This is a genomic window from Sporosarcina pasteurii (assembly GCF_041295575.1).
GTDB classification, from domain to species: Bacteria; Bacillota; Bacilli; order Bacillales_A; family Planococcaceae; genus Sporosarcina; species Sporosarcina pasteurii.
This window is the reverse complement of sequence record NZ_CP160452.1, coordinates 65,251-92,216: the sequence shown is the minus strand read 5'-3', so window position 1 is coordinate 92,216 and position 26,966 is coordinate 65,251. Positions and strand designations below refer to the sequence as shown.

Genomic DNA, 26,966 nt, shown 5'->3' with positions numbered 1-26,966 from the left:
GGGCTTTGAAGCTAGACAGTTAGAAAAGCTGAAGGCAACTTATTGTTTATTCTCAAGGCCCCTTGGTCAAGCGGTTAAGACACCGCCCTTTCACGGCGGTAACACGGGTTCGAATCCCGTAGGGGTCATTAATTCTTTAAAAACCTATACTTTACCATCTTATTTAACTGTTAAGCAGAACTCTGTTTAACAGTTTTTTTATTTTTTAAGTATATTAATCCATTAAAATATTATATTTTTATCTTCCCTCCTGGCGATTAATGCAAAAATGAAACGACAAATATTTAACAGGTTTTGTCGCTTATCGTTGAATGGGTGGATTGAGGAGTGTTTTTATTTGGGTTAAGCTAGATGACCATAAATCGTGTAATGATAGCCGACAATTAACCCATCTGTAATAAGATCTCCTCTACCTTCTTGATCGGGTTGCGTTCCACCGTAAGCAATAACAATTTCGCCAGAAGGATCTTGTAAGGCATAGCCGGAAAAACCTGATTTTGGGTCGATGAATTGGTCTATCACTTTTGCGTTGTACATTTTTTCAAAATCAACTTGATTGATCCTACCTTCATCGTATCCATAAATGCCTTGCCTCGCTAAAGTTAACATTCCAACGTCCGTGGTTAAAATGTAATCTTTGCCCATCTCGCTCCCCCCTATTCTTCATCTTTCATTTGATTATACTTTTCAATTGGATTGTCATTACCACTATTAAAACTTACGCCAGAAAAGAAATGATAATCAATTATTTCCCCGTGATTATCGTGGTTCTCCCAACCAATACTAATGTCAATATCAGTGACAAAAGGATTTTTCTCATCGTACTTTCTACAACATGCGTGTTATCCGCTGACCGTTTAACAACACCGCCATCAAAGGCGAATTCTGTTTTGGGATTAAATATTGTCTTCGTATTGGTAAACGTTTCGTCTACCACTTTAGCAGCATCAATCGCCTTGTCGGCAAGTTTATTCGGTATTTCTTTAACACGCTCTTTTACAACTGCGCTGGCATTTTTCTGTCGCATGGTCGCCTGTTGTGAGGCGGTCACCACGGCATCATTAATTTGAACGACTTTTGTTTCTACTTGCTTCATGTTTCTTTTAACGTTAATGCCAAGGTCTTTGAAACTACTTCCTGCACGGGTAGTTCGGGCAGCGCCGCTAAAGCCCCTCACGGCTGATGCCGCCGGGAGAATGTCTATTGGTGCAAACATATGAATCCTAATACAATACTATGGTAAAGGTAGGATAACAAAAACACCCGATGCCTTGAGGAGACAATCGAGTGCTTTATGAGTAGATATTAAATGTTATTCATAAAGTTTTTTAACAAAAACAAAAACGCTTAAAATAGACGAAAGTAAGTAAATAACTATGGAGACTAAAAGAAGGGTTATTCTTCTAACATTCCAAGAAAATCACTTACATTATCCGCAATTTTTTCTGTAACAGGTTCAAATTCATCCGATTCTTCGTTATACCAGATACAAATCGTTGGTTCTTTTTTATTTTCACTATAATCCAGGCATACAAAATTTCCAGCAAATAGGGCTGCAAAAGGTACCAATTCAGCTCCAGTAGCATCTCCATCTGAAATAATTCTTTCATCTAGTTGGCTAAATACGACTTTTATATCATACATACCTTTATCATTTACTCCTGGCTGATCCAGCAAACAAAGAAAGCGATCTACTACATATCTATTAGACCCGTGTCGGAAAAACCTGGTTATTGGAATAGCCCCGTTATTCTTTAAAATAAAATCAATAAAATCTGTTGGAAATTTAATTTCAAAGCTTTCTTCTACCCTACTTATTAATTTATCGTCTGGCGTAGGAAATATAATACTATTATTTTCAATCTTCATAACCCGTTCACCTCTGATTTAATTTTCTATCGTGGTGCATCTGCCCAATGTCCTTTTGTTCTTCCACCATTGTGCTTTGTGATATTATGGATACCGAATGGTACAAGTTCCATCTTTCCATCTACTTCAGAGTGATGCCAAGTTGTTCCTTCAGGTTGAACCTTACCCGGCAACCTATTATTTAGCCATTTAAACTGCACATCATCTGTCGCCAACCATAATTCCCTTGGTAATACGTCATCAAACAGTACTACATCTGCCCCTTTAAAATCGGCATACCCAAATTTTAACCCTTCTACTTTTTTCACTTCAATTTTAGGTATCTCAGAATGTAATTCCAAGGCACGCTCTTTTATCCTTTTTCTTTGATTCGCTGTTAATTTACCAATAAAATCGTCTTGCCATGACCATGGCCTGTTTGCCTTTACAATATCCCCATAAATGAGGGCATAATCATCAAGAACATCATCGAATTTTTTGGTCCCCTTAACAAATCCTTCTATATTTTCTAGATTGGACTTCCCGGCAATATTAGATTTCTTAACAAACTCACCCGGTCCCCCAATATTAACCCCCGGAACCCGACCCACGATATTTCTCATCGTATTTTCCACGGTATGCGTGTTTTCCGCTGTCTGTTTAACAACCCCGCCAACAAGGGCAGGTTCAGGTGTTAGATTATTAAGGATGGTTTTCGTATTGGTAACTGTTTTATCAACAACTTTGGCGGCATCAATCGCCTGGTTAGCAATTTTATTCGGTATTTCTTTAACACGCTCTTTTACAACTGCGCTGGCATTTTTCAATCGCATGGTCGCCTGTTGTGAGGCGGTCACCACGGCATCATTAATTTGAACGACTTTTGTTTCTACTTGCTTCATGTTTGTTTTAACGTTAATGCCAAGGTCTTTGAAACTACTTCCTGCACGGGTAGTTCGAGCCGCACCACTAAAGCCCCTCACGGCTGATGCCGCTGGGAGAATGTCTATTGGTGCAAGCACCCCTCGCAATACACGCTCCCCCGTATCGAGTTCACGGCCGGATACCCAGTCTTTCCCGGTGACGGTCGATGTGAGTTCAGCCGTACCGTATGCGGCACCTAATGCGATACCGGCAGGTGGACAGATAAGCGCGGTACCAACAATGACCACGACTGCGGCAATATTCACCCAAAATTCTTTGTTTAATTGACCGTCCTTAATAGATTCATATCCAAATGCCCGGGTATTGAGTGCAGCGGTTTGGTATTCTTCTTGAGTAATTTCCTGATCCGCGTTCATTTCTTTCCATGCTTCATACTCTAATTTCATTTGTTTGCTGTAAAAGTTGTCTCCGTTTAACAAGTCTTCCATAGTAACTTCTTGTTTTTCGACTTCAGTCCGATAACCTTGGAAGTGTACTGTCGTTGTTGCACCAATTCGGTTTGTCGTTTTTTGATCTAATATTGATATCCCTTGGATTTTTGCTACGAAAGCATCCATATCTTCGTAAAATGGCTGGTCAATTGTGCGATCGACAATCCCCCCGACTTTATTCGTAAACTGATATAAGACATTAAAGTCTTCGTCCAACCCTTTATAAGTTCGCTCTCGATCTAGGTGGGAAAATGAAATAACGCCATCGCTATCGTATTTAGCGATACCCGCCTCGGCTTTCTCAAGATTTTTATTCAGGTTTATCAGTTCACCAATTGTCCCTGCTCCCCATCCGGCCCCAACGACGTTCTTAAGTGCGGACCGCATTTTTTCCCAATCTGCTGAAATATATTTTACATCCATCTTATCACAGCTCCAGTTTTTGCGGTGATTTTTTAAGCTCACCAAAAGTGAAGGTTTCTTCGCTTAACGAAGCGATTGCTATTCTGAACTTAATTCCAACTTAAACCAGTTTTTTAACGAATAAATTATCGTGGGGAACATAAAATTTATTGAAACTTACACTTTTAACTTTGCGATAATTTTTTCCGCAACTTCGGCATCCGTCTGCAGCATTGTGTTTAAAATATCGATGACCAACGTTGAAGCACGGACATAATGATCCTGCAATTCTAATATTTTTGTATTGGCTTCTGCATAGACTTCCATTGCCTTTTCAGCTTTTCCAGCGGTGTAATAATTTAATTCCCCAATTTTTTCAACGTTCGGTACAACATTGCTTTCTAGCTCTGTAATAATTTCTTGTAAATGATTATAAATCGTCGTGATTTCATCAGGATTAATTTCGATTAACGGGGCAGCACCGCCCCCCCCATTATCTATTGCAACTGGCTTAGCCATTTAGCTGCACCTCCTTGTAAGGAAAGTCCATTTCATCAAAGAGCATCTTCAAAAACCAATATTGGCTTGCATGGTAGTACTTTTTATTCACAACATCTACCATCATTAATTTTTCATCCTTCGTGAATACGAACCATTGTTGATAATAACGGGAATTAGATATGGATTTTTCCTTCTCTTCTAAATGAAAGAACTCGATATTCATAAACATTTCTTCAGGCTCAAAACTATCAATTTCTCGCCTTTCCCGATTCGATAATTCTTCTTTTAAAAATGTTTTTTCCTTTTCATCCGGCTCTCTTAAAACAAGCGGAAACCTTTCCCCTAGCAACCTTAAAGCGATTGCTTTGGAAACAACGTATAGCTGGTACGTTTCTTTTTCTTCCACTTCCACTAAAAGGATGACTTCGTCAGCATCTTTCTCCCGAAATGCAAACATGAGATTGTTAATTCGGACATACTTCGCACTTTGATAGTAATGTTCAAGCGCTTGGATGACGTGCGCCCCGCCATCCGTTAATTTACCTTCTGGAGTAAGAATTCCTTTTTCTTTCAACCGTTCATTCGCTTCTTTGAAAATCGCTTCACCTTTGAGTTGATAGATTTCTTTTTCAGGTAGACCGAAAAGCGCATTCCCATCAAATGCCCCGGATAATAAATAAAGTTCAACGACGTTAAATGTCTCTGTTGACGTATTCATTTACAGACTCCTCACTTCTTTCACCGAACTGTCCTGTTGGAAATCGTTAATATAGCCTTCCAAATTATTTAACGCTTTCGTTTGTTTTTCCACTGCATCTATCATTTCTTTGTGATAAGGTAGAATAATTTCTAAATAAGATAAGAAACTATCTCTCGAATTCCCGCTCCAATTAGCTGAACGAACAAAACTTAGTAAGCTCTCACAAGTTTTAGCGGTACTCTTAATCGATGCTTCTATACTTTTCGCCGCGGCTAATGCTTCATCAACTTTTCTGCCGTCAATTTTAACGTTTCCCATAGCCAAAGAAATCCTCCAATGCTTTACGCCTTTTTTCCGCTCTTTCCTCCGCTTCTCTCAGCGCCAAGTTTTTATAATAGACGTAACGTTGATATGCCTGATTTTTCGCGCTGACAAGGTCACTTCTTTTGCGTTTTTCATCGCTTAAATACCTGGATAATTTCCTAGTTAACTCTTCACGTTTTGGATCAAAATCATTTGAAGGGACTTTAGTGTTTGATAAATTTGGAACAGAACCCGTATAGCTCGAGTAGGCTGCTTCTGCTTCAGCGACTATTTTATCGTGCTTATCAAGTGCCCTTTGTAGATTTCCATGCAACTTATTGTACTCGTCTCTTTTTCTATCACTTTCCGTTCTTACGAAAAAGCTAAACAATGTAAATGCACTTCCTCTCTACTACTTAATTAATGGGACGCTGCAATTTTGATCTTTTCCGCATTGCCATGCTTAATATAATAAGCTTCGTAAGGCTCTAAATTTTTCTCTCTATAGGAACGATTCATCACTTCTAATATGTTCTGGTCAGCAATTCTGCCAATCAACACGCCTGTTTTTTGCTTTTTCAGTGCATTTGAAATGTCATCATACAACCTATCGATTGCACCGTGCGCAGCGCCTATAACAAAGTAAATGCCCATTCTTGCTCCGCCTTCGATTAATTTGGCTAATGTCTCTTGACTCGTCATTGAAAGCTCTTCAATGACAAATGAGGCATCCGTAATAAAAGTAATCATTGGGCGTATTTCTTTAAGAAAGTCATTGATTGTTGCGTGCCCATCAGTTGCCGTTTGAACTTCGCGAAATGCGTCTTCTCTTGTCTCAAAAAGATTTTGTAACCGTTCTAAGTAAACGTCGATTTCTCCGCTGTCCTTTGCATATAAGTCCACATGGTCTTTAAATGCACCAAACCTTGTGGATGAATTATCAATCAATCCTACATCAATATGCTCATTACTGGAAATACTCCCCATAAGCATGACAAAAGTTCTTTCTACAGTGTCGATTAAATCCCCTAATATTAACGTTGTCTGATCTTTGACAACAGTTAATTCAACCGGCTCTACGTCCTCCATATCTACCGCAAATGGGATACCGCCGTTTGCAATCATCTCTTTCGTTTCTTTTCTCTTCATAAATTCAGAGAAGGAGACTATTTCAGGCACCATCGGAATTGGTAATGGTAACGCACCTTTCCATGTTACCGTCATCTCTTTGCTTTCCTGTTGAATTCCTTCAATTATTTCTAAAGCTTCCTCGCCTTTCACAGGCAATGCCGTTTGAAAGATTGTTGGTTCTTCAACCTTTACTAACCCTCGGCCTGGTATTTCCTCTATGGTTAATGACGTTCTGCCAACGATGCTTCTTGGTTCCATTTCATCAATCATAAAGAGTGAAATTTGATTTTTAATGTTCGAAAGTAATGGTAGTCGCATAGCGTTTTGACGGCCGGCACTGATTGATAAATGGATGCCGACGCTTCCGCCTTCCCTTGCAATTTGCGCTGTAATTTGCTCGAACTCTTCATTGTATTCAGCGTCTCTCGCGGAATCTATCGTATCGATAATTAATAAAATCGTTGGAACTTCCTCTCCACTTGCACGCTCATACATAAGGATGTTCGCTACACCATATTGGCTTAATTTATGTTTTCGCTCCTTTAATTCATTTCCTAAACGGCGAATGAGCTTTCTTAATTTAACCTCTTCATCCACCATAATTGTATCTGCAGCATGGGGTAAGTCTTTTAAAGGGAGCAGTCCGTTTGTGCCTAAGTCAATTAAATACATATGCAGCCTCTCCGGACTATGCTGCCTAGCCAAATCCATCGCAATTGTTTGAAGGAATGTTGATTTCCCGTATCCCGGACTAGAAAACACTGCCAAATGGCCATCTTTTGAGAAGTCAATGGAAAGCGGTTCTTGCGCTTGCATTTCCGGAATATCCAGTAGTCCTATCGTTGCTACAAGCGGCTTTTTCTCCTCATACCAAGACGTTTTATAGCTCACTTCATGTAGTTCTGGCAAATAAATCATTTCCTCCAACGGCGGCAACCACGGTCTTGGCAGCTGTTCGATTTGTTGAGAAGCTGTATATTCATCAATATGGTCAATTACCGCATCAAGCTCTGTCGGGACTTTTGCAATTTCTTCTTTACCGCCAAGACCGCTTAAATCTTCAGATAAAATGTCGTATTGGCCGAGTTCGTTAATTGCGTAAATGGTTGTGTCGACTAGTTCTTGTTCTTCCTTTTCAGGAATGTAGTCAGCCCCGCTCCAAGCACTTTGGAATAATTCGTAGATTTCATTGTTGCCGACTTGTAAGTACGCTCTTCCTGGCAATGTAATCTCAGCCGCGTCAGGTGTTTTTAAAATTTCATTTGAATCGCTGGCGTCTTGTACTTTAAGTGCCAATTTAAATTTCGAGTTTGACCAGATTTGATCGTCTACAACACCACTCGGCTTTTGTGTCGCAAGGATTAAGTGAATCCCAAGTGAACGACCGATTCGCGCTGTTGAAACGAGTTCTTTCATAAAGTCAGGCTGTTCTGCCTTTAATTCCGCAAATTCGTCTGATATTAAAAATAAATGAGGCATAGGCTCGCTTGCTTCACCTTGTTTATAAAGTTTTTGGTATTGGTTAATATGGTTTACGTCATGTTCACCGAATAGGCGTTGACGTTTTTGTAATTCCGCTTTAATCGAAGCGAGTGCACGCATCGATTGTGCGCCGTCTAAGTTCGTAATTGTCCCTAATAAATGCGGGAGATTTTTGAACAAATTCGCCATTCCGCCGCCTTTGTAGTCAATGAGCAGAAAGCCCACCTCGTATGGGTGAAAGTTAACAGCTAGCGAAATGATATAACTTTGAATAATCTCTGATTTACCCGACCCTGTCGTTCCTGCAACCAAACCGTGAGGTCCGTGTGCTTTTTCGTGTAAATTTAATTTGACGACATCATCTTTTCCGCGTAATCCTAACGGCACAGCTAGGCTTTTGTACGTTTCGTTTTGCGCCCACCGTCTAGAAATATCTAGTTCCTCAACTTTTTCGATACCGTACATTTCAAGGAACGTGACGGTTTCGGGGATTGAGTTTTTCAAGTTTTGTAAATGATTAAGCGGTGCTAAAGCGCGTGATATCGCTTCCTTGTCGAACCCAACCGGAAAATGGTCCGGTGTAAATTGACGGTTGACGAGCTCTTCTCGCTCTAAAATAATGTTTCCAAAGTTTGAATCTCGAATATCAATAACTGTTTTTACATGTTCAGGCAACGACTGCATCACTTCTTGGACAAATACGAGCGACACGCCTAATTCACTTGGATCTTCATTGAAAAATTCCATTACGATATGATCTAAAATCATTTTTTCATCGGTAATTAGGACAACATAATGCGGAGAAAAGTATAATTTCTCATTTTTATTTCCTTTTTCATCAATCGCCTGTTTACGTTCTTTTAAAATTTGATAAAGCGAGTTCAGTACTTGGTCGCGTGAACGCTCATGATAGACAAAACCGCGTACATTAATATCTTGTAAGCTTGCATGAGGCAACCAACGCATCCAATCCCACTCTGCTTTTTCTTCTTCAGGAAAAATGTTAATGAACTGTAAATCATAGTAGCTATGAAATAATGCTGTTTGCATAACAAGTAATTGCAACTGATCTATTACGAGCTTCCGCTGTCCGATATACCCCACCGGACCATTCATTAAATCCGTCACAACCGGCACATCAGTTAAATCGACATACTGCGAACGCAATGCTCGCGCAGCATCCATCAATTCATCTTTTTCTAATGTAAATTCTTCTTCGCTAAAATCGAGTTCAAAACTTGATTCCGTTGAACCTAATCCCACTCGATAGGTGAGAAAGTCGTGGTGAAACATCGTCTTTTCGTAAATTCTTGCATCGACGTTCTGAGCCATTTCACGTAACTTTACAACATCCGGATAGTGGTAATTTAATGCATGGCGCTGCTCTTCCCTAGCACCATATAATTCCGCTGTTTTTTTCTTTAAATAGTCCCGATAACTGACATCACGTTCTTTCATGTCAGCTTTATATTGCTTTACATTTTTCACGTAAGAGATAATTGAATAAATGACAGTCGTTACTGTCATGGAAAGCATGATAATAATATAAATTCCATTCGTTCTTAAAAACGAAACAAGTATCATCGCAGCAATCATAACCAATGGCGGTACAATAACACGACCAAGTTGTTCACTTGGCTTTGTAGGTTTACTTGACGGTTTGCCGATTGTTATTTTATCCTCAGGTTCCCGGTATATAATTCGAGGCGAACGATGATAATCTGGATAGTCCTCGTCTAAATGGTGATTCGTCTGTAAAAGTTGTACGAGTTTCGAAGACACACGATTTTCTGCTGCTAAAATTTGAATATCTTCTTTTCCAACTTCGGCTAGCACACCGTCAAAATAAAAATGATCACCCGGTTCGAGTAAGACATCCTCTGTGACAAGTAAATGATTCACATATATATTTCCACCAAATACTTTTAATGTGAATGGACTGCCTAGCTGATCACGTACGAGCATAAAATCAGCATTTGAATTTTCAATTGTAATATCGTCATAATCATGCACACCAAATGTTACACTCGTTTCGGATGCACAATCGTAAATCGCACACTTACACGCATCCAGTAAATAGAAATGGATAGCGTGGTGTGCCCAACTGATTGTTTTCTGGTCGTTTGCCTCTAAACGTTGACCATCTACATGGCACACTTCACCGTCCCATTCAATCATCAGTTGCTTATCTATCGTTAATAATGTCACAGTGTCTGACCATTCGCTGCCAATTGTCGCTTTTTTTCGTTCATGTAAAGTAAATTGGATTTTATGAATTTGGTCGTTGTAATTTAGCATTAAGATTGCCATCTTACTCTTCCTCTCCAAAACAATTGTTGATTTCCGCCTCAATCAATGAAATCAAACTATTAAATAGATGACTTTGATTTATTTTAATAATTAATAGTGAAGTTAAGGCACCTAATCATCAGTCATCAGTTTTCTTATCCTTATCGGATTCAACTTTTTCTTCAGATTCCTCGGCTTCGTCTTCTCCAGTTTCTTCCTAATCATCCATGTTTTCGTTTGGGTCGTAGTCCGATTCTGGATTTGTTAAATTGTCTTCGGGTAATAAGCCATATTGTTCTTGGTATTTCTTAATTTGTTCTTTCAAATTTTGAACGCGTTCTTCTCGTTCGGATCCGCTTAAGGTCGGATCGTTATTTGCCTGTTCCACTTGTTTAATAAGTCCATAAATAATTAGTACGGGATCATCAATATATTTTGCCAAGTCCGTCGACTTTTCCAAATCTCCTCGGCCATTATAAATCCAATAGAGCAAATAGCTTTTATCACTTTTCAGACTAATATTATTCATAATGGCAGCCTTTTGCTGGTCCCCAATTACTTCAGTGTGCACATAAGCGTAAGCAAGAATATACTTCGTAGCATTCGGTAATCTCTCCGCATGTTGCCCTTCTAAATCATTAATAACTTGCCCGTAATCAGATGCAAGAAAATGTTGGTGTGCAGCTAATAATTTTTCTTGGTAAGGAACTTTCATTAGACTAAAATAGATGAGCGGAATGGCGAGGATGACTGACAAACCTGACATAATAATCGATAATTGTTTAAATGTACGAAACCTTTTACGCGGGACTAGTTGCATACTTTTTTCCGTTATCTTTTGTTCATTTAAATATTGAGTAGTTAGATATTCTTTAAGTGTATGTATATCTTCTATTTCATTAATTTCACGTTCAAATTCTGTATCTTTTGCATGATTTAATGACCCATTGTACAGCTCTTCAAAAGAGTACTTTTTTGAAAATAGCGCAATTGCTAAACATTTGTATTGATAAAGAAATTTTGAGGTATCCAAATCAAAAGGAGGGACAACATTGCGTATCCCTCGATATACGATAAAAGGCATTAAATTATCATCAAAAACTAAATTATTTGGATGTAGGAAAAATGTTATCCTGGTAGATAAGCAGTCTTCAAACCGTGCAACATTGCAAAGCGCACGCAATTTATCATTACGTTCAAGCTTCTGGATATCTTCCCATCTTTTTGTGTTTGGCTGAATATCAAATGAAAAATCCAACGAATCGTACGCATCATTTACTGTCACGGGTACAGAGTAGTTTGATTGCTCCGTCATTAGCGCAAGCTGGCGGATGTCTTTCATATTCGTTTGCGATTTTGGAAGACTAAGCTTCCATTTATCTTTTTCGATTTTAAATTGAATGGTCATTGACTCAAGTTCAATTGTTTTCTCACTCATCCTGTTGACTCCTTTATCAAAATTGAACAGCTCCTCATTCTATAAAACAATGAGTCTGTCTCCGTCTGTTACTTTAAAGTCTATAAGTCGGTCATCATCAGTTAACAGTAAATGCTTTGTCGGTATTTTAATCGCGCATCGAGACATCTTTGACTCATCGAGCTTTAATACATCGACTAAATTAACCAATAATTGTTTGACTGGTTGGTGTGCCGGAATACGTAAATCGTACTCCGGTCCCCCCCAATCGTGAAAGTCAATCGTTACATTGATATGTGTATCTTTTGGCATTGTACCCCTCCCACATTAGCCGAGCACCTTTTGCATGTACGTAAAAATTCCTCCGCACAAGAGAATGACCGTTCCAAGCAAGCCATACAGAATAACATTACTCGATATTCCTTCTTCACTTACCTCACTGTCATCCATTTCAGCTAGCGCTTTAGGTGCCTGATAATCATTTGCAAATAAACTTTTTTTCGTATCCTGTATCGAACTATCTGTTATTTTTGAAGTCTTGAAAAGGATTTTCTCCAGGTTTTCAACTTCACTCTTTAACTCTTGCTGTTTCTTTTCTATTGCTTCTATTGTTTCTTCTTTAAATAAATCGGGGGCAATCTTTTCAAGTTCAGTTTCCTTGTTAGACTGTACGCCTTCTTTCTCCCCAATTCTCTCCGTTTTAAAGCGCATCTTCCCATCACTATTTGTCGTTCCCTCTCCGAATGTTTGGAGAGGAAACATCATGAATAGGCAGATGAATAAACTCCACATACTAGCGCGTTTCAGTTGCCGCTTCATCTGCGATCCCTTCTTTCCATAGAGAACGGTGAATAACAAGCAAGTTTGCAACGACTGCAATAAGCGCTAAACCAATCAGGATGAAAATCATACCTTGATTGTTAGGGATGCCATTCACAACGCTCGTTAATAATGACTCGACATATTGTAATGGTGAGTATTTTCGAATTGTCGCTGCAAGGGATAACTTATCAAAATCAGTTCCCAGTGCTTCGGTTGAGAATAAATACAAACCTAATAAAGTGAGTAGCACAAACATACCAATCATCTTTAATTGTCTCAGTAAATAAGTAGTGATTAGAATCATTGTCAAAGTAATTAAAGTAATTAACGCAATCCATAATAATAATTTCGCTGGATCTATTTGTAATAATTTCCCTGAAACAATCCCTATGATCATCCCCTCAACAAGTCCTATTCCTAACGTTAGGAGCGTAATTGGTGTATTCATTCCCATCAATGTACTCTCTTCTTCGAATGCTCCTCTTTGGACACGTATTCGATCATTTGTTGAAAGAGCATATCCAGTAAATAATGCAACGATGAAACTGATTAAGACTAGGAAATACGGCGTTAACGTATCACCTGCTGAAATGACTCCAGCATTTTTGGTTTGAACTGGATTGGATAAAAAACTATAGAGATTTTCATTCGGTCTTTCGCCAATACGGCTATTCTCTAAAACGCCCGCAAAGTTATTAGCAAAATTTTGATCCTCAATTAGTTTTTCCGTCAAATTGGTTGCCAAAGTATTCGCATCATTTACTAACGTTGTTCCGCCTTCTTGAATGATTCTTGCTTGATTGTCAATCGCATCAAATGATTCATAAACGTAATCCGCAGAACTTAAATTGCCCTTCGCCTGTTCTGCCAATGATTGACTTGCTACTAATAAAGAATTGAATTGACCATCTAATGAAACAAGCGCTACTTGCTCATCGCCCTTACCTAACGAAATACCTTCTTGCTCTTCTAGAAGTTCAATGCTTTTTTCTCTCCATTGTGCTAATTCTCCTAGTAAACTTTCAATATTCGCATTCATTGTACTTGCTTGGTTGGAAGTCTGCCCTATGATTTGGATGAGGTCATCAGATTCATCGTTTGTTTCTTTCACCAGCGCAGTATATTCAAGCATCTGCCTTTGCAGACCTTCTACTTGTTCATGTACCTGTTCGTTAATCGTGCCCGTAATATTTCCAACAACATAGTCCGTAAATAATTGGACAATATCTTTGTTAAATAACTTGTAAAGTGAACTGTCAGTTGCGAAATCATCGGTAGTACCTTCCAATTGCTTGACGAATTCACTGTGATTCACTTTCATATCGACGCCGAAATAAGTCTCGTACAACGTCATTAATTCGCGGTACTCTTTCACAGTGTCAATCGCAGCGCTGGCCAGTTTTCCTGTAGCATCAGTAGTTAAAGAAGACGATACTTTGCTGGAAATCATATGCTTTGTTACGGTAACTTTTTCTGGTTTAGGCATCGGACCAGGCGTTGGGTCAGGGATGACTGCTGGGATTTCAATTTCATTTTCCTCAATGCCCGGCTCTTCTTCCTCATCATTTTCCATTGGCGTTTCTTCAATTTCGTCTTGTTCTATATTCTCTTGCTCCGGCTGTTCATCGGCAGTTAAATTTATCGTTTCAAATGGTTGTTCATCTTGTGCGTCAATCTCCTCAGGGAGTTCTGATTCTGGCACCGGTTCAGGAGATGGTTCCGGATCAACCTCTGGGTCTGGTTGCGGAGCTGGTTCCGGGTCGGGGATAGCAATTCCCCCTTCATCTGTCTGCCTTAACTCCCAGCTCCATGAAATAGGTTGTAAAATATCAACTTCATTTTCTTTGGCATCTAATTTAAAGACAACACGGACTCCGAATTCCCCTTCTTCATTTTTCGGCAGTATAATTGTACCGTTCCTGTAATAACTCCTCGTGTAATTTCGCTCTGTTTTTCCAGGCAACTTTATATGAACTGATGCAACGTTATAGTTGGCTGGTTTCAATAGTTTAAATTCTTGCCCGCGTTTTTTGGTTGCAGGGATTCTAACAGTATCGGTTACCTCAACGCCCGTTTCGATTAGTCCGTATTTGATTTGTTGAATTTTTTTCGTTAACGGCGATTCCCCGTCTTTATTATCAAACGTAAATCCAAATTCGTCTTCATATTCCTTTGTAAGCGTGGTAACGTTTTTCAGTTCATTAATGGTTTGTTTTGATAATCCGAATTCCTGAAGTTCGCTTAGATTGATTGGGGGCAATTCCTCAACTTGATTTTTAATACGCTTACGATAGTCATTGTCCGCTTGTACTAAGAAGCTTTCCAAGTTGCCGCGTTCCTCTCTAAAGATTTCTTCAAATGCTTTTTGGATGCGATCCGTAACATTGCCTTCCAAATCGTTTGCTAATGTTTTGGCGATATCACCATTAAAACTTTCTAGTTTTTGATAGGTCTCTATTAAATACTGTTGAATAACTTTAGCTTCTGAAACAATCGTTGGTGCGCTACCCTCTGCTTGTTTTTGAAACTGTTCATAAATTGCTTTATTCGCTAACTCTAATTCTCTTAATTGGTTCAACAGCTCATTGTCACTCATGCCATTGCTAAAAACAGATAAATGATTCGAGAAATTTTCAAAAGACACTGTATTAACTTCGTGCATTTTTGCAATGTCAGCTAAACTCGTTAAATAGTCTTCTTTCGGTTTAAGTCCATTGACCAAATTCGTTTCAAACATACTTAATATTTCTTGCAGGCCTTCGAAACCTTCTCTTGAATGCTGTGTATTATCTTGAACAGCATCGAATTGAGCTGTGTATTGTGAAAGAGGATTTTGTATTGCATTTTTATATGTGTTTGTATAAATCGTTTCTTTCTCCACGATAGAGCTTATTTTATCTTGGGCCTCTTGTAAGTTCCCGATAATGCTTGCGAAATATACATCAATAATACGTCGGTTAAAATCATTTAATATACCACTAGCTGTTTTTTCTGCTTCCGCTTTAAGTTCAGCACTTCCAGATGTATTTATTTTATAATTTAATAGGATTCTTTCAGGGGCTTCTGCTTCAATTGATAAAGCCCTTTCGGAAAAATCGTTCGGAATAACGATCATCATGTTATAGGCATTATTTTCAAGCCCACTTTCAGCAACACCACGACTTACTACATACCAATCGTGGGTATTATCTTTCTCAATACTCTTAACAAACTCTTTTCCAAAGTCAATTTCAGCCTCGTTAAGCAAAGCCCCTTGGTCTTCATTGACCAAGGCAACTGTCATTTTAGAAATATCCTCGTCGACATTTCCTTTGGTCGGTTGATTTAATGCTAGGTATGTAATCCCCCCCGAAAGGACTAACATTAACGCTAGAAACACTAGTAATTTATAGTTCAATTTCTTCAATGGAGACTCCCCCTTTATCCATTACTCATCTGGATAAAAACACTTTATTATTTTTATAGCTTAAAATATGTAAAAAATATCTATAGATTATTCAAACCACTTGCTTATAACAAATAATAAGCCACACAACATTAGTTGCGTGGCTCATTGTTAGAAATGCGCTGTGACTCGTTATTTTGTATAGCCCAAACAAGGTTATTTATTAACGTAGGCCAAAGTTTCGTGATAATTCTTCGTCTTGTCGAGCTACCGCATCTGCTGTTTTTGTTAATTGTAATTCAATTTGACGCATGAGTTCTGCGAAGTTTTTAACTTTTGGCGTTAGTTCATCAAATTGAACGTCAAATTGTTGAAACGCTTTACCTTCCCATTGTCCTCTTAAATCGCTTTGTAAAGCTGTTAAATCCTTTAATATTTGATCAATTTGATCCCCGCTACGTCCATAGCGTTTTGCTTTGTCCGCTAATTCCGCTGGACTCATACGAATTTGCCCTGACATTCGTCGCCATCCCCTTTTAATAAATTTAATATTGATATAGCCAATAATAACCAGGAAATAGTTTCAAATTCCCGGTAGTTTAAAATAGTTACCTCGTTGCACCGTAATAATAGATGATAGATTTTCACGTGTCAACTAAATTTTCTGATTTATATACAAACAGTAACTTAGTGCTATTTCTGTTATTTTTAACTATTAAACGCTTAATCTAATCATATTTATATTATTTTTCATAAAAAAACTATTCATATAGATAATTTTTTGTTGCCAGCTATTGAATAACTTGGCGTCAAAATAGAAACCCCTTCAAAAATAGTTACTTTCAACTCAGTCCTTTCCTCCTCTTTTAAAAGCCTCTAAAGTGGTATTGTCTATGTGGTGATGATTTCCTCCATGTTCAACAAAGATAGAACTCTCTATTCATGATTGTCATCTTGAAATTAACCTACTCTGCATCTTCTGAGAAAAAAACGAAAAAGCGACGAATTAGAAAGTTCCCTTTCAAATTCGTCGCTTTTTTATATCAGACATTTTTCTTACATTGAATTTACTAGCAAGTTACCCTCTTCTTGCGCCACGGCCACCGCGTTTTGACTCAGTCGCTCTTTTCAGAGTAGAAAGACGTTCTTCACTATCTTTCATGAAACGTGCCATTTTCTGCTCGAAATTTTCCGTCCGATTATGGTTTGGACGTCCTCCACCAGAACGACCACCACTTCCGCCTGGTCGACCACCACTTGTACGAGGACGTTGAGGGCGTTGTGGACGTTCAGATTCAGGTTTTGCTCTTCTAATTGACAACCCAATCTTACCATCGTCACCAACATTCATCACTTTTACTTCTACAGCGTCGCCGACTTTAAGATGTTCGTTAATATCCTTCACGTAACTATCAGCGACTTCACTTATGTGGACAAGGCCTGTCGAGCCATTCGGTAGCTCTACAAATGCCCCGAAGTTCGTGATCCCCGTCACTTTACCTTGTAACTTGCTATCTACTTCAATTGACATAAAAAAAATGCTCCTCCTTAAGATTTAAGCGGGCTTCTCCGATTGGGAAACCTTCTAACCATATTCACAAGTCTTGACAGCAGACTAGGTTCTACCCTCTATTATAGCGAACAAAAAAAGAGTGTCAATAAGACTACTCTTTTTCCTCATCTTTCTTTTTGTCTTTCTCTTCTTTTTTTGGTAATGAGAAAATAATTTCGTTTTTATCTGACAAAAAATACTCTTGTCGCGCTAATTTTGCGATGTATTCATCGTCATTAAGTTTTTCCAGCTGTCTTTTCAGCATAACATGTTCTTCTTCTTTTTCGGCAAGTTCAATTAGCAAGGCTTGCTTTTCTTGTTCTTTAGCCGCCAATGTCTTTTTCTGTCCCCAAAATGTATTTAGAAGGAAACCTAATGAAACAATTGCAATGACAGCAAATACCACTAAATTACGGTATAAGCGTGCTTTTTGCACTTTTTTTCTTTCTTCCTTTTGTTGCAAGGTGCGGACATATTCATTTTTTATTTTAGCAATGTTTGTTGGTGTTTGCTTTGTTTTTTTTCTTACCATGTCAGCGCTCCCCTCCACAACTATCCAATCAATACTACTCCATAAATTATACACTATCTCCACTTAATTTTAAAGAGTTTTCTGTTTAATTTACGGAATATTGAAACGAATGGTTTAGAGAGAAGCGTCAGTATCCATATAATAAAAAGAAAAAGACGGTTAATTACCGAGACGATGGCACGGAAGATCAACCAAATCGGTTTAATAATAACGAGCAAAATTACCTTGCCAACTACACGAAATGGCTTGTGGAAAAAACTTGCATACAGTAACATTCCACTCAATTGCGCGAACGGATCATAAATTCTCCATGCACCGTCTCGAACAGTATATAAAATTGTAAATGTCCAACAGCCCGCAATTATCCATCCGATTACTTCTATGATAACTGCATGCCTTCTAACAAATGACTTTTTTCCAGCATGTGCAGTTCCTGTACCAATCATATCAATCATAGCCGCCGCGACAATGCCCGTTCCAATCATTGCGAGGAGGCTAAAGAACTGTACGGATAGGCTCATCCAAATAATTTATGGAGGAAACCGCGCGACCCAGAATCATCTTCATCATATTGAATGAGACTTACCGTCCCTTCCAATGTAAGAAGTCCTTTATCGACATCTAGATGTACGATGCGTAATTCCTCTCCATGGATTTGCAACAATCCTTGCGAAGTGCGAACGAGAAACTCTTCTTGATCGAAACGATCGATTGACTTAACAGATGTCAAATCCATTCTTTTTCGATTTCTCATTGTCACTACATGATCACCAGATGGTATTGTGTACGTTGGGCTGTCCGTTTGAATTTGCATATTCTTCCTCCTCTGCTTGTACGTTCAAAACATCTTATGCAGAGAAATTCTAAAACATGACCAACTATAATTTATAATACGGAATTTGGAACAACGTTGATTTCCTTTCCGGGCGGACGCTTTCCACCAAAATCAACAAAAAACACCTACATATAACTAGAACTATGAAATAACCTATTTGATTAGCTCTTCACTAACAAGCGCATACATCGATTCCGCTTCCTCTTTTTTCGTAGTATTTTTTATCATTTCCACTTTTACAGTTACAATTTTTTGACCAAAACGGATGGCGATTGTATCACCTACACTAACATTGGAAGATGCCTTTGCGACTTGGCCATTGATCTCGATTCGTCCTTGATCTGCTACCTCTTTCGCCAATGTTCTTCGTCTGATTAGCCGTGAAACTTTTAAAAACTTATCAATTCTCATTGTGGGTTCTCCTTCCGTTTTCCTTGTTGCCAAAATTGCTCTAGTTCATCTAATCTATAATCACTAAAGTGACCTTTGCCTTCTTGTACGCATTGTTCTACGTATGCAAAGCGCGATTTAAATTTCTGGTTGGCATGAATCATCGCCTCTTCCGGTGAGAGCTTTAAAAAGCGTGCGATATTTACAATGGTAAATAAAACATCCCCGAGTTCATCGAGTTGTTTTTCCTTTACGCCCATTTTAACTTCCTCTTGGAATTCGTTCCATTCTTCTTCGAACTTTTCAAAAGCTCCGTCAATATTCGGCCAGTCGAAGCCAACTTTCGCCGCTTCTTTTTGATAGTTAAATGATGTAAGTAGTGAGGAAGCATAACGTTCTTGTCCTTCTAGTAATGACTGGCGTTCTCCTGTTTCGGAGGCTTTTATCTCCTGCCAATTTTGAACAACCTGTTCTGCATTTTCTACTTCACCATCCCCAAAAACATGTGGGTGACGTCGAATCATTTTATCACCAATGGAATGCAAAACATCTTCTATTGTAAAGTAACCATCGTCTTCACCAATTTGAGCATGTAAAAATACTTGCAGTAGAATATCACCAAGTTCTTCAATCATTCCTTCATCATCTTCATGCTCTATTGCTTCTAACAATTCATGTGCTTCTTCTATTAAATATTTCTTTAGCGTCACATGGGTTTGCTCTCGATCCCACGGACAACCTTCAGGCGATCGCAGCTTCGCGATAATCTCTCTAAACGTAGCCCACTCTTTTAAACGTTCTTCTCTTGCTTCCACGGGCGGAACGTAAACCGTCGTTAAATTGTTAATTTCCGTCTCACGATCTAGTTCAAACAGAGGAATCGTCGTTAATTTTTCATCACGAGAACCTGCGGCTGTTACGATTGTTACTGGATGATCATATGGATATTTTTCCATAAGTGATAGTTTTACCTCCGAAGCTACAAACGCATCATACACTTGTCCAATAAGAATGTGTTGACGCATCTTTACATCATCCTTAGAAAAATCCGTGCCGTCTAATAACTGAAAGCCTTCTATCGGATCAATCCGTAAAGCAGCAAATATAGGGTCGAGAAAACTATTACCTCCTACAATATCCAATTCAACATGTCCTTGTTTTTCTTTTTCGATTAATAATTGGATGGTCTGTTCAGCAACCAATGGATGTCCAGGCACTACATAGGTAACTGGTTGACTTTCACTGACGGTTATCAGCGCCTCGACAATCTTTTCATACACCACATGGAATGCATCATGTTGTTCATATATCTCATCAAAACTTTCAATCTTAATTCCTTCACTTCGCAGTTCTGAGATTACAGGATGTTGCTCGGTTCGCGCCATGATCATTGAAGCTTCTTTTAAACTCCGATAAGTCCCAACTGATAATTGTTCAAGGTCTCCCGCGCCGAGACCAATGACAGTAATTTGATGCATATTATTCACCTTTTCTTTGATTAAGTCGTAATTGTATACCCGCTAGGCGTTTACCAAACGGTAATAAATACCATTCTCTCTCTTCCATAATACGAGATTTTAAGATGACAAATAAAAACACAACTGCTCCGATAACAACCGATGTTAAAGCAATAATCGTTGCACTTATTCTTGTCGGTAATCGATCAAATAAGTAGCCATCACCAATCAGCATCCACGGTAAAACGAGTGCGACCATCCCCAACGTCGCTATGAATAGCCACCCATAAAAACGAAATGGTGCCAACTCGATAGACCATATCTTTTTAAAATAAATGAACAAACAAACTGTTATTAGAATAAACCCGACATTACTTGCAAGTGCTGCACCCGTAATCCCATAAAGAGGAACAAGCATGACATTACCGATACCTTTAGTTACCAATCCACTAATGAGTAGCAGGGTCGGAATTTTAATTTTTCCGGCACCTTGTAAAATAGCTGTTAGCGGTAGGATTAAGGATAACCAAAATATTTGGATTGAAAAAATAATGAGGGCAAATGATCCTTCACGTGTTTCAAAAAGCATTTCATTAACATAAGGTAGGATAAGGATAAGTCCAACCGTTGCTGCCCAACCAAATAAAAAAGCCGTTCGGTAGGTCACTCGTATAAACGGTACAGCACCACGCCCGTTCGTTTTGGACGCATGGTGGGCAATTAGCGGTACGATGGCCAGCGCCAACGTTGTCGCAATGAGGATACCCATTTGGACGAGTGGTTGTCCACGATCGTACACACCTTTGATTACCATCGCAGTTTGTTCACTGATTCCCATCGCTACCAGATAGTTTAGTATCGTAAAGGAGTCTACGAGTTGAAAAAGTAACAAAATTAAGGAACTCGCACTTACGCTTAAACTGACAATGGTTAGTTCTTTAACAGTTTTCCATACACAAACTGGTTCAGCATGCCCAATAAACGTACGCCGATAATAAAGTGCTAGTATTAGAACTCCTGTAGCCTCTCCAATAACAGCACCCCACAACGCAATCTCCCCAGCTTTATAAAGTGATGCACCGGATGTAACGGCTAACCATGTTCCAATTAATATAATAATAACGCGACTCGTTTGTTCTCCAACACCTGAAACTGCTACAGGAACCATATGGCCATTCGCTTGATAATTTCCTTTCAATATCGCTAAAAAGGGCATAAGCAAAACAATGTAAGCACTCGCCCTTAACAAAGCGACTAACTGGGGATCTCCCATCGCTTCAGCAAAAAACGGAGCAAATCCTGTCAGTACCCCAAAAAATGTCAGTGATAATAACAATAAGTAGACAAACGCTATGCGCATCATCGTTTTTGCTTGTCCTGGACTTCGGCTGCTCGCTAATAATTTTGATACAGCAACCGCAAAACCGTAAGATGTCCATACAATAAAAATCCCAACAAAAGGATAGACTTGTTGATAAATATAAAACCCCTTATCTCCAACAAGATTTTGATAAGGAACACGATAAACAGCGCTCAGTATTTTAACAATAATTGCAGAGACCGTTAAAATAGACGCACCTTTCATGAAAGTCTTCATATCCCATCGTTGGACCATTCATATACCTCTTCTCTTCGTTACTTCTACTCAGTATACCATCGTTGATTATCATCTGAAACGAATAGAATACTTGATAGTTCTTGTCGAGAAGAAATATATGTTTAGCAATGATCATATTTGGGTATTTACTGTACTAGTTACAACTTTTTAGAATATTTAAGTTCGTCATGAATGTTTACGCTTCTTAATTTTGCAAAGTAAAACAAATTTTGCTAAACAAAAACATGATAAGTATTCAAGTTTCGAGTGATTTATTCCTTCTAATTGTTACAACTTTGTGTAAGTGTAGATTTTGTACAAGATTCGACAACATATTCATTTTGAATGAGGTAGGATAGGTTTTGTGTGTGTTTTAAACATGTGAATTTTATTACAAGTCATCATCAATATAATACGGAGGAAACGAGCTATGCAAAAGTTTATCTTAGAAAGGCAGATAAATGTTATCCGCAAGTGCATGTACGTTATGGCAAAACACCTTGGTTACACTCACCCTTCAGTCGTCTCATGTAGCCAGAGACTAGACACTTTACTTAATAGATATCAAGAAATCTAATTTCACATTCATCTCCAATTTAAATAACGGACTACATCATAACACGCAAATAAACAGCCCACCTGACCACTTTGGTTTCGGTAGGCTGTTTATTATTGCTCCATTTGTTTTGCTAAAAAATTCGCAGCCGTTTCTACTGCTTTTTCTTCAATATCACCTAAGAAATGAACTTTTGATAGTAAATAAACAGCTCCTATCGCATCTCCCTCGGCTATAATTGGCGCGATACAATACGACTTCACTTGTTCAACTTGACCTGGGACCCATTCAACTGTTTTTTCAAGTTTTTCCGTGATAATTTTTCGGTTGGCAATGACTTCCTCAACATCGGACGTTAGTTGACGATTCAAATATTCTTTTTTTGAAACACCCGAAACTGCGATCATTTCATCACGGTCACTTATTAATGCCGGAGTCCCTAGTGTTTCATATAGCGTTTCAGCATATTCTGTTGCGAATTGTCCAAGTTCAGATATCGGGGAGTATTTCTTTAAAATCACTTCACCTTCCCGAGCAGTGAATATTTCAAGTGGATCCCCCTCTCGAATTCGAAGCGTTCTCCGAATTTCCTTTGGGATAACGACCCTTCCAAGATCGTCAATTCTACGGACGATTCCAGTTGCCTTCATACATAATGCCTCACTTTCCAGGAAATTAACATATATCTTCTATTGCTTTCCTAGTATGCTTCATATGTGGGCAAATTATGCAAAATTTCCTTTAGACGGATTTCGATGTAGCTGTTTCCTTGGTAGAACCCGGAAGTAATTTCATTAATGACTCAAGTACATCGAAACCAGTTTGCTTTCCTGTATGCTTTTCATCAATAGTTAACAGAAGTTGGTCACCGTCCATAGAAAAACCAATCGCACGTCCAAATTGCATAGATTCACTTAATAATTTTGCACCGTCTGTTTTAGCTGTCCCTTCAGGCGTGAACCTCACTTCAATTTTTGATCTTTGCTTTTTAATCGACTCCACACCAGCAATGCGCCCCCATACTTTCAACCTTGCAATACGAAGGAGTAATTCAGCTTCAAATGGTAAATCACCGAATCGATCAATCATTTCATCTACAAGCTCATTATATTCCTCTTCGCTATCAATCGCCTTTACACGCTTATACATTTGAATTTTTTGAAAGCTGTCACGAATATATTCTTCTGGAATATAAGCAGTCATGGAAAGGGATACTTCAACATCAGGAATATCCGCTTTAACAACACCAGTTTTTCTCTCTTCAATCGCTTCTTGCAACATTTGAGAATATAAGTCAAACCCAACAGAATCGATAAACCCATGTTGTTGCGATCCTAATAAATTTCCCGCGCCCCTAATCGACAGGTCACGCATCGCAATTTTAAAGCCCGAACCGAGCTCAGTGAATTCCTTTATTGCTTGAAGACGATTTTCTGCCACCTCTGTTAACACTTTGTCACGCTGGTATAAAAAGTAACCATAGGCAACTCGGTTTGAACGTCCAACTCGACCACGTAGCTGATACAACTGAGACAAGCCCATTCGATCTGCATCGTGAACAATTAACGTATTCACATTTGGAATGTCAATTCCCGTTTCAATAATTGTTGTTGTTACGAGGACGTCAAATTCACCTTCCAGGAAACTTAAAATTGTTGACTCTAGCATTGTTTCACTCATTTGTCCGTGTGCATATCCAACCCGCGCATCAGGGACAAGTTGTTTAATTTCATCGACCCTCTTCGTCATATCCTCGACTCGATTGTATAAGTAAAACACCTGACCACCACGCCCCATTTCACGTTCAATCGCTTCTCGCACTAGGGCAAAGTTATGTTCCATGACATAAGTTTGAACAGGGAAACGATCTGCTGGTGGCGTTTCAATAACCGATAAATCGCGGACCCCTAACATAGACATATGCAATGTTCGAGGAATTGGCGTTGCCGTTAGTGTAAGCACGTCTACATTTGTTTTTAATTGCTTCAAACGCTCTTTATGCGTCACCCCGAATCGTTGCTCTTCATCCACAATTAGCAATCCTAAATCTCGATAAACAACATCTTTCGAAAGCAAACGGTGCGTGCCAACAATTACATCCACCGTTCCCGCTTTCAATCCTTTTAATGCTTCAGTTTGTTGTTTTTTCGTCCTAAAACGATTTAGCAGAGATACTTCAATCGGGAACCCCTCAAATCGCTCTTTCATCGTTTCATAATGCTGTTGCGCAAGAATTGTCGTCGGTACTAAAAAAGCTACTTGTTTTCCGTCATTTACGGCTTTAAATGCCGCACGTATGGCCACTTCCGTTTTGCCATACCCAACGTCTCCACATAGCAATCGATCCATTGGACGAATGTTTTCCATATCTTGCTTTACTTCTTCTATCGAACGTAGCTGGTCATCTGTTTCTCTATACGGAAACGCATTTTCAAATGAACGCTGTAAATCATCATCTTTCGAAAAAGCAAATCCTTTTTCGGATTCGCGTTGTGCATATAATTTAATCAGATCATCTGCAATATCTTTAACTGCAGCAGAAACCTTACTTTTTGTTCGCTTCCAAGACGTCCCGCCAAGCTTATGCAAGGATGGTTCTTTTTCACCTGAAGCAATGTATTTCTGGATTAAATCTATTTTATCCGTCGGTACATAAAGTTTATCGTTTCCTTTGAAATGAATTTCCAAATAATCTTTTTCGATGTTGCCTTGAGACATCTTTTCGATACCGATATATTTTCCAATTCCATGATGCGCGTGAACGACATAGTCACCTGGTTTAATTTCAGAATAACTTTTAATCCGCTCCGCATTAGACATTTTTTGTGTACGAGTCCGTCGCTTCGGTTTCGCTTTAAATAATTCAGCATCTGTAAGTACCGCTATTCTATGGAGTGGCAATTCGAACCCATTTGACAAACCACCGTCTAGAATAAAAACTCCGCCTGTCTCCGAAGGGTTTCCTGTTAAGTTTGCCTCTATATCATAGTCTTCAAGTATCGCTTGAACTTTTTTCATTCGTTCTATACCATCAGCAAGAATAAACACATTGTAATTCCCGTTCTGCCATCGTTCCATTTCACTTTTTAACATTTGCATCTGACCGTGAAATTCTTGCATCGGTTTACAAGAAATTGTCATCGTCTTGCTCACAGTAATTCCTGGAACCGTACGAATAAATAAAGATAAGTAAAGCTTGCTTTGCGACAGCATTTTATTGATTTCATCAAAAGTAAATGATAATTTTGCGGAATGAACAATTTTCCCTTCTTCAATAAGCGAAATAGACCATTCCTCTTCTTCTGCCTCTAATGACCCAAGCACTTCTGTAATACGCCCAATTTCATCAAATACGACAATCCCATCAGTGGAAAAATAAGTCCCTAATGATGTCGGTTGTTCTTCTGCAAAAGAAGCGTATTTTAATATATCCTCAGGAACGTTTCCCTCTTGCATTAATGCTATGTCGTTTGAAATATGCATCGTTAAAAGTTCTTTTGATTCTTCGTTTTTTATCTTTCTCAAACTTACCGAAAGCTCTTGTTCCAACCTGTCCGCAATGGACTTTAAATCACCTTCAGTCCAAACAAATTCTGTTGCGGGTAGTATAGAAACGGATTCTAACTTTCCAATAGACCGCTGATCCTCAGCAGAGAATATTCGGATTGAATCTACATCAGTATCAAATAACTCTATTCGAATTGGATTTTCAAGATGAAGTGGATATAAGTCTAGTATCCCACCACGTAAAGCAAACTCTCCAGGTGCTGTTACCATATCCTGTCTTGTATAATTCATTGCAGTTAGTTTTTCAATCCATAGATCTATATCGATTGTGTCATCTATCTTTGTCGACAAACGATTTTCTAACCAACGCTTCTTATGTGGTAATAATCTACGCATCCCTGCAATGGGTGTAATATATACACCTTTTCCAACACGGACCATATGATCGATCGTTTCAATTCTTTGCGCGCGCAATTCATAGCTCGATACAGAAAACTCTGCGGCTACCAATTCTTCCGCAGGATAAAGGTGCACATACGAATCGCCAAACATCTTTACCAAATTCTCGTATGTACGTTGTGCCTGCAAAAGATTAGGCGAAACAATAAGGATTGGTTTTTCAATCGATTGCTGAAGCGACTGAAGAAATACTGGCTTTGCACCACCCGATAATCCAGCGATTAATTGACCATCGTTCCCACTCTTCAATTCTTCTACGAGTTTATGGATGTCGTTTTGTTGTTCGTAATATTTAATAAGTGCTTTCAAGATTTCACACCTGTCTTTCATCTTTCTTATTCGTTGATGCCTTATGTTATCTAGTAATCTGGTAATCTATTTGACTTTATAATAAAGAGGTGAAATTCGTTTATTTTAATGCTCTC

Annotated in this window: 24 protein-coding genes and 1 tRNA gene; 2 read left to right on the top strand and 23 right to left on the bottom strand. The window is 38.7% G+C overall.

Annotated features, from left to right (window positions below):
- Positions 1-56 precede the first annotated feature (56 nt).
- A tRNA-Glu gene (locus tag AB1H92_RS00435) sits at positions 57-128 on the top strand.
- A 214-nt stretch (positions 129-342) separates the two neighbouring features.
- Here the strand turns inward: AB1H92_RS00435 and AB1H92_RS00430 are convergent.
- From AB1H92_RS00430 to AB1H92_RS00330, 21 genes are all read right to left on the bottom strand, one after another.
- Positions 343-645: a hypothetical protein gene (locus AB1H92_RS00430; RefSeq protein ID WP_115359668.1), complete on the bottom strand. Its 303-nt coding sequence runs from the start codon at positions 643-645 to the stop codon at positions 343-345.
- 100 nt (positions 646-745) lie between these two features.
- Positions 746-1,177, bottom strand: a complete 432-nt coding sequence (locus tag AB1H92_RS00425) for a hypothetical protein (protein WP_134268513.1) — start codon at positions 1,175-1,177, stop codon at positions 746-748.
- A gap of 218 nt (positions 1,178-1,395) precedes the next feature.
- Entirely contained in the window at positions 1,396-1,869 is a 474-nt protein-coding gene (locus AB1H92_RS00420; protein ID WP_115359666.1) for an SMI1/KNR4 family protein, read from the bottom strand.
- Between the two features lie 26 nt (positions 1,870-1,895).
- Positions 1,896-3,647: an HNH endonuclease gene (locus AB1H92_RS00415; RefSeq protein WP_243835626.1), complete on the bottom strand. Its 1,752-nt coding sequence runs from the start codon at positions 3,645-3,647 to the stop codon at positions 1,896-1,898.
- A gap of 156 nt (positions 3,648-3,803) precedes the next feature.
- The gene (locus AB1H92_RS00410; RefSeq protein WP_115359665.1) at positions 3,804-4,145 is read right to left on the bottom strand and encodes a hypothetical protein; all 342 of its coding nucleotides are present in this window, start codon (positions 4,143-4,145) and stop codon (positions 3,804-3,806) included.
- Positions 4,138-4,845 (bottom strand): DUF5081 family protein, encoded by a 708-nt coding sequence (locus AB1H92_RS00405; protein ID WP_115359664.1) that lies wholly within the window; start codon positions 4,843-4,845, stop codon positions 4,138-4,140. The genes AB1H92_RS00410 and AB1H92_RS00405 overlap by 8 nt, the downstream gene beginning before the upstream one ends.
- On the bottom strand, positions 4,846-5,145 hold the full coding sequence (locus AB1H92_RS00400) for a WXG100 family type VII secretion target (RefSeq protein ID WP_115359663.1): 300 nt from the start codon (positions 5,143-5,145) through the stop codon (positions 4,846-4,848).
- Positions 5,132-5,521 carry a hypothetical protein gene (locus tag AB1H92_RS00395; protein ID WP_115359662.1) on the bottom strand — a complete coding sequence of 130 codons (390 nt, stop codon included), beginning with the start codon at positions 5,519-5,521 and terminating at the stop codon, positions 5,132-5,134. Before AB1H92_RS00395 ends, AB1H92_RS00400 begins: the two co-directional genes overlap by 14 nt.
- Positions 5,522-5,550: 29 nt before the next feature.
- Positions 5,551-10,053 (bottom strand): type VII secretion protein EssC, encoded by a 4,503-nt coding sequence (gene essC, locus AB1H92_RS00390; protein ID WP_243835627.1) that lies wholly within the window; start codon positions 10,051-10,053, stop codon positions 5,551-5,553.
- 196 nt (positions 10,054-10,249) lie between these two features.
- Positions 10,250-11,470 (bottom strand): type VII secretion protein EssB, encoded by a 1,221-nt coding sequence (gene essB / locus AB1H92_RS00385; RefSeq protein ID WP_115359661.1) that lies wholly within the window; start codon positions 11,468-11,470, stop codon positions 10,250-10,252.
- A 39-nt stretch (positions 11,471-11,509) separates the two neighbouring features.
- Positions 11,510-11,761, bottom strand: a complete 252-nt coding sequence (locus AB1H92_RS00380) for an EsaB/YukD family protein (RefSeq protein WP_115359660.1) — start codon at positions 11,759-11,761, stop codon at positions 11,510-11,512.
- Positions 11,762-11,776: 15 nt separating this feature from the next.
- Positions 11,777-12,268, bottom strand: a complete 492-nt coding sequence (essA, locus tag AB1H92_RS00375) for a type VII secretion protein EssA (protein ID WP_115359659.1) — start codon at positions 12,266-12,268, stop codon at positions 11,777-11,779.
- Positions 12,243-15,677: a type VII secretion protein EsaA gene (esaA, locus tag AB1H92_RS00370; RefSeq protein ID WP_115359658.1), complete on the bottom strand. Its 3,435-nt coding sequence runs from the start codon at positions 15,675-15,677 to the stop codon at positions 12,243-12,245. The genes essA and esaA overlap by 26 nt, the downstream gene beginning before the upstream one ends.
- 202 nt (positions 15,678-15,879) lie before the next feature.
- A complete protein-coding gene (locus AB1H92_RS00365; RefSeq protein WP_115359657.1) occupies positions 15,880-16,176 on the bottom strand; it encodes a WXG100 family type VII secretion target in 297 nt (98 codons plus the stop codon).
- Between the two features lie 558 nt (positions 16,177-16,734).
- Positions 16,735-17,187 carry a S1 domain-containing RNA-binding protein gene (locus AB1H92_RS00360; protein WP_115359656.1) on the bottom strand — a complete coding sequence of 151 codons (453 nt, stop codon included), beginning with the start codon at positions 17,185-17,187 and terminating at the stop codon, positions 16,735-16,737.
- A 133-nt stretch (positions 17,188-17,320) separates the two neighbouring features.
- Positions 17,321-17,794 (bottom strand): septum formation initiator family protein, encoded by a 474-nt coding sequence (locus AB1H92_RS00355; protein ID WP_243835628.1) that lies wholly within the window; start codon positions 17,792-17,794, stop codon positions 17,321-17,323.
- Positions 17,794-18,261 (bottom strand): spore cortex biosynthesis protein YabQ, encoded by a 468-nt coding sequence (gene yabQ, locus AB1H92_RS00350; RefSeq protein ID WP_115359654.1) that lies wholly within the window; start codon positions 18,259-18,261, stop codon positions 17,794-17,796. The genes AB1H92_RS00355 and yabQ overlap by 1 nt, the downstream gene beginning before the upstream one ends.
- Positions 18,258-18,554 (bottom strand): sporulation protein YabP, encoded by a 297-nt coding sequence (gene yabP, locus AB1H92_RS00345; RefSeq protein WP_075526397.1) that lies wholly within the window; start codon positions 18,552-18,554, stop codon positions 18,258-18,260. The genes yabQ and yabP overlap by 4 nt, the downstream gene beginning before the upstream one ends.
- Positions 18,555-18,728: 174 nt before the next feature.
- Complete coding sequence (locus tag AB1H92_RS00340) at positions 18,729-18,986, bottom strand: RNA-binding S4 domain-containing protein (RefSeq protein ID WP_115359653.1); 258 nt, start codon at positions 18,984-18,986, stop codon at positions 18,729-18,731.
- Complete coding sequence (gene mazG, locus AB1H92_RS00335; RefSeq protein ID WP_115359652.1) at positions 18,983-20,443, bottom strand: nucleoside triphosphate pyrophosphohydrolase; 1,461 nt, start codon at positions 20,441-20,443, stop codon at positions 18,983-18,985. Before mazG ends, AB1H92_RS00340 begins: the two co-directional genes overlap by 4 nt.
- Position 20,444: 1 nt before the next feature.
- Entirely contained in the window at positions 20,445-22,037 is a 1,593-nt protein-coding gene (locus tag AB1H92_RS00330) for a polysaccharide biosynthesis protein (protein ID WP_115359651.1), read from the bottom strand.
- Positions 22,038-22,449: 412 nt separating this feature from the next.
- Here AB1H92_RS00330 and AB1H92_RS00325 point away from each other — a divergent pair, with 412 nt between their 5' ends.
- Complete coding sequence (locus AB1H92_RS00325) at positions 22,450-22,596, top strand: aspartyl-phosphate phosphatase Spo0E family protein (protein ID WP_115359650.1); 147 nt, start codon at positions 22,450-22,452, stop codon at positions 22,594-22,596.
- A 92-nt stretch (positions 22,597-22,688) separates the two neighbouring features.
- Here the strand turns inward: AB1H92_RS00325 and spoVT are convergent, their stop codons facing one another.
- Together spoVT and mfd are read right to left on the bottom strand one after the other, a co-directional pair.
- Positions 22,689-23,225, bottom strand: coding sequence for a stage V sporulation protein T (gene spoVT, locus AB1H92_RS00320; protein WP_115359649.1), 537 nt, complete (start codon positions 23,223-23,225; stop codon positions 22,689-22,691).
- 91 nt (positions 23,226-23,316) lie between these two features.
- The gene (mfd, locus tag AB1H92_RS00315) at positions 23,317-26,850 is read right to left on the bottom strand and encodes a transcription-repair coupling factor (protein WP_115359648.1); all 3,534 of its coding nucleotides are present in this window, start codon (positions 26,848-26,850) and stop codon (positions 23,317-23,319) included.
- Positions 26,851-26,966: the final 116 nt, after the last annotated feature.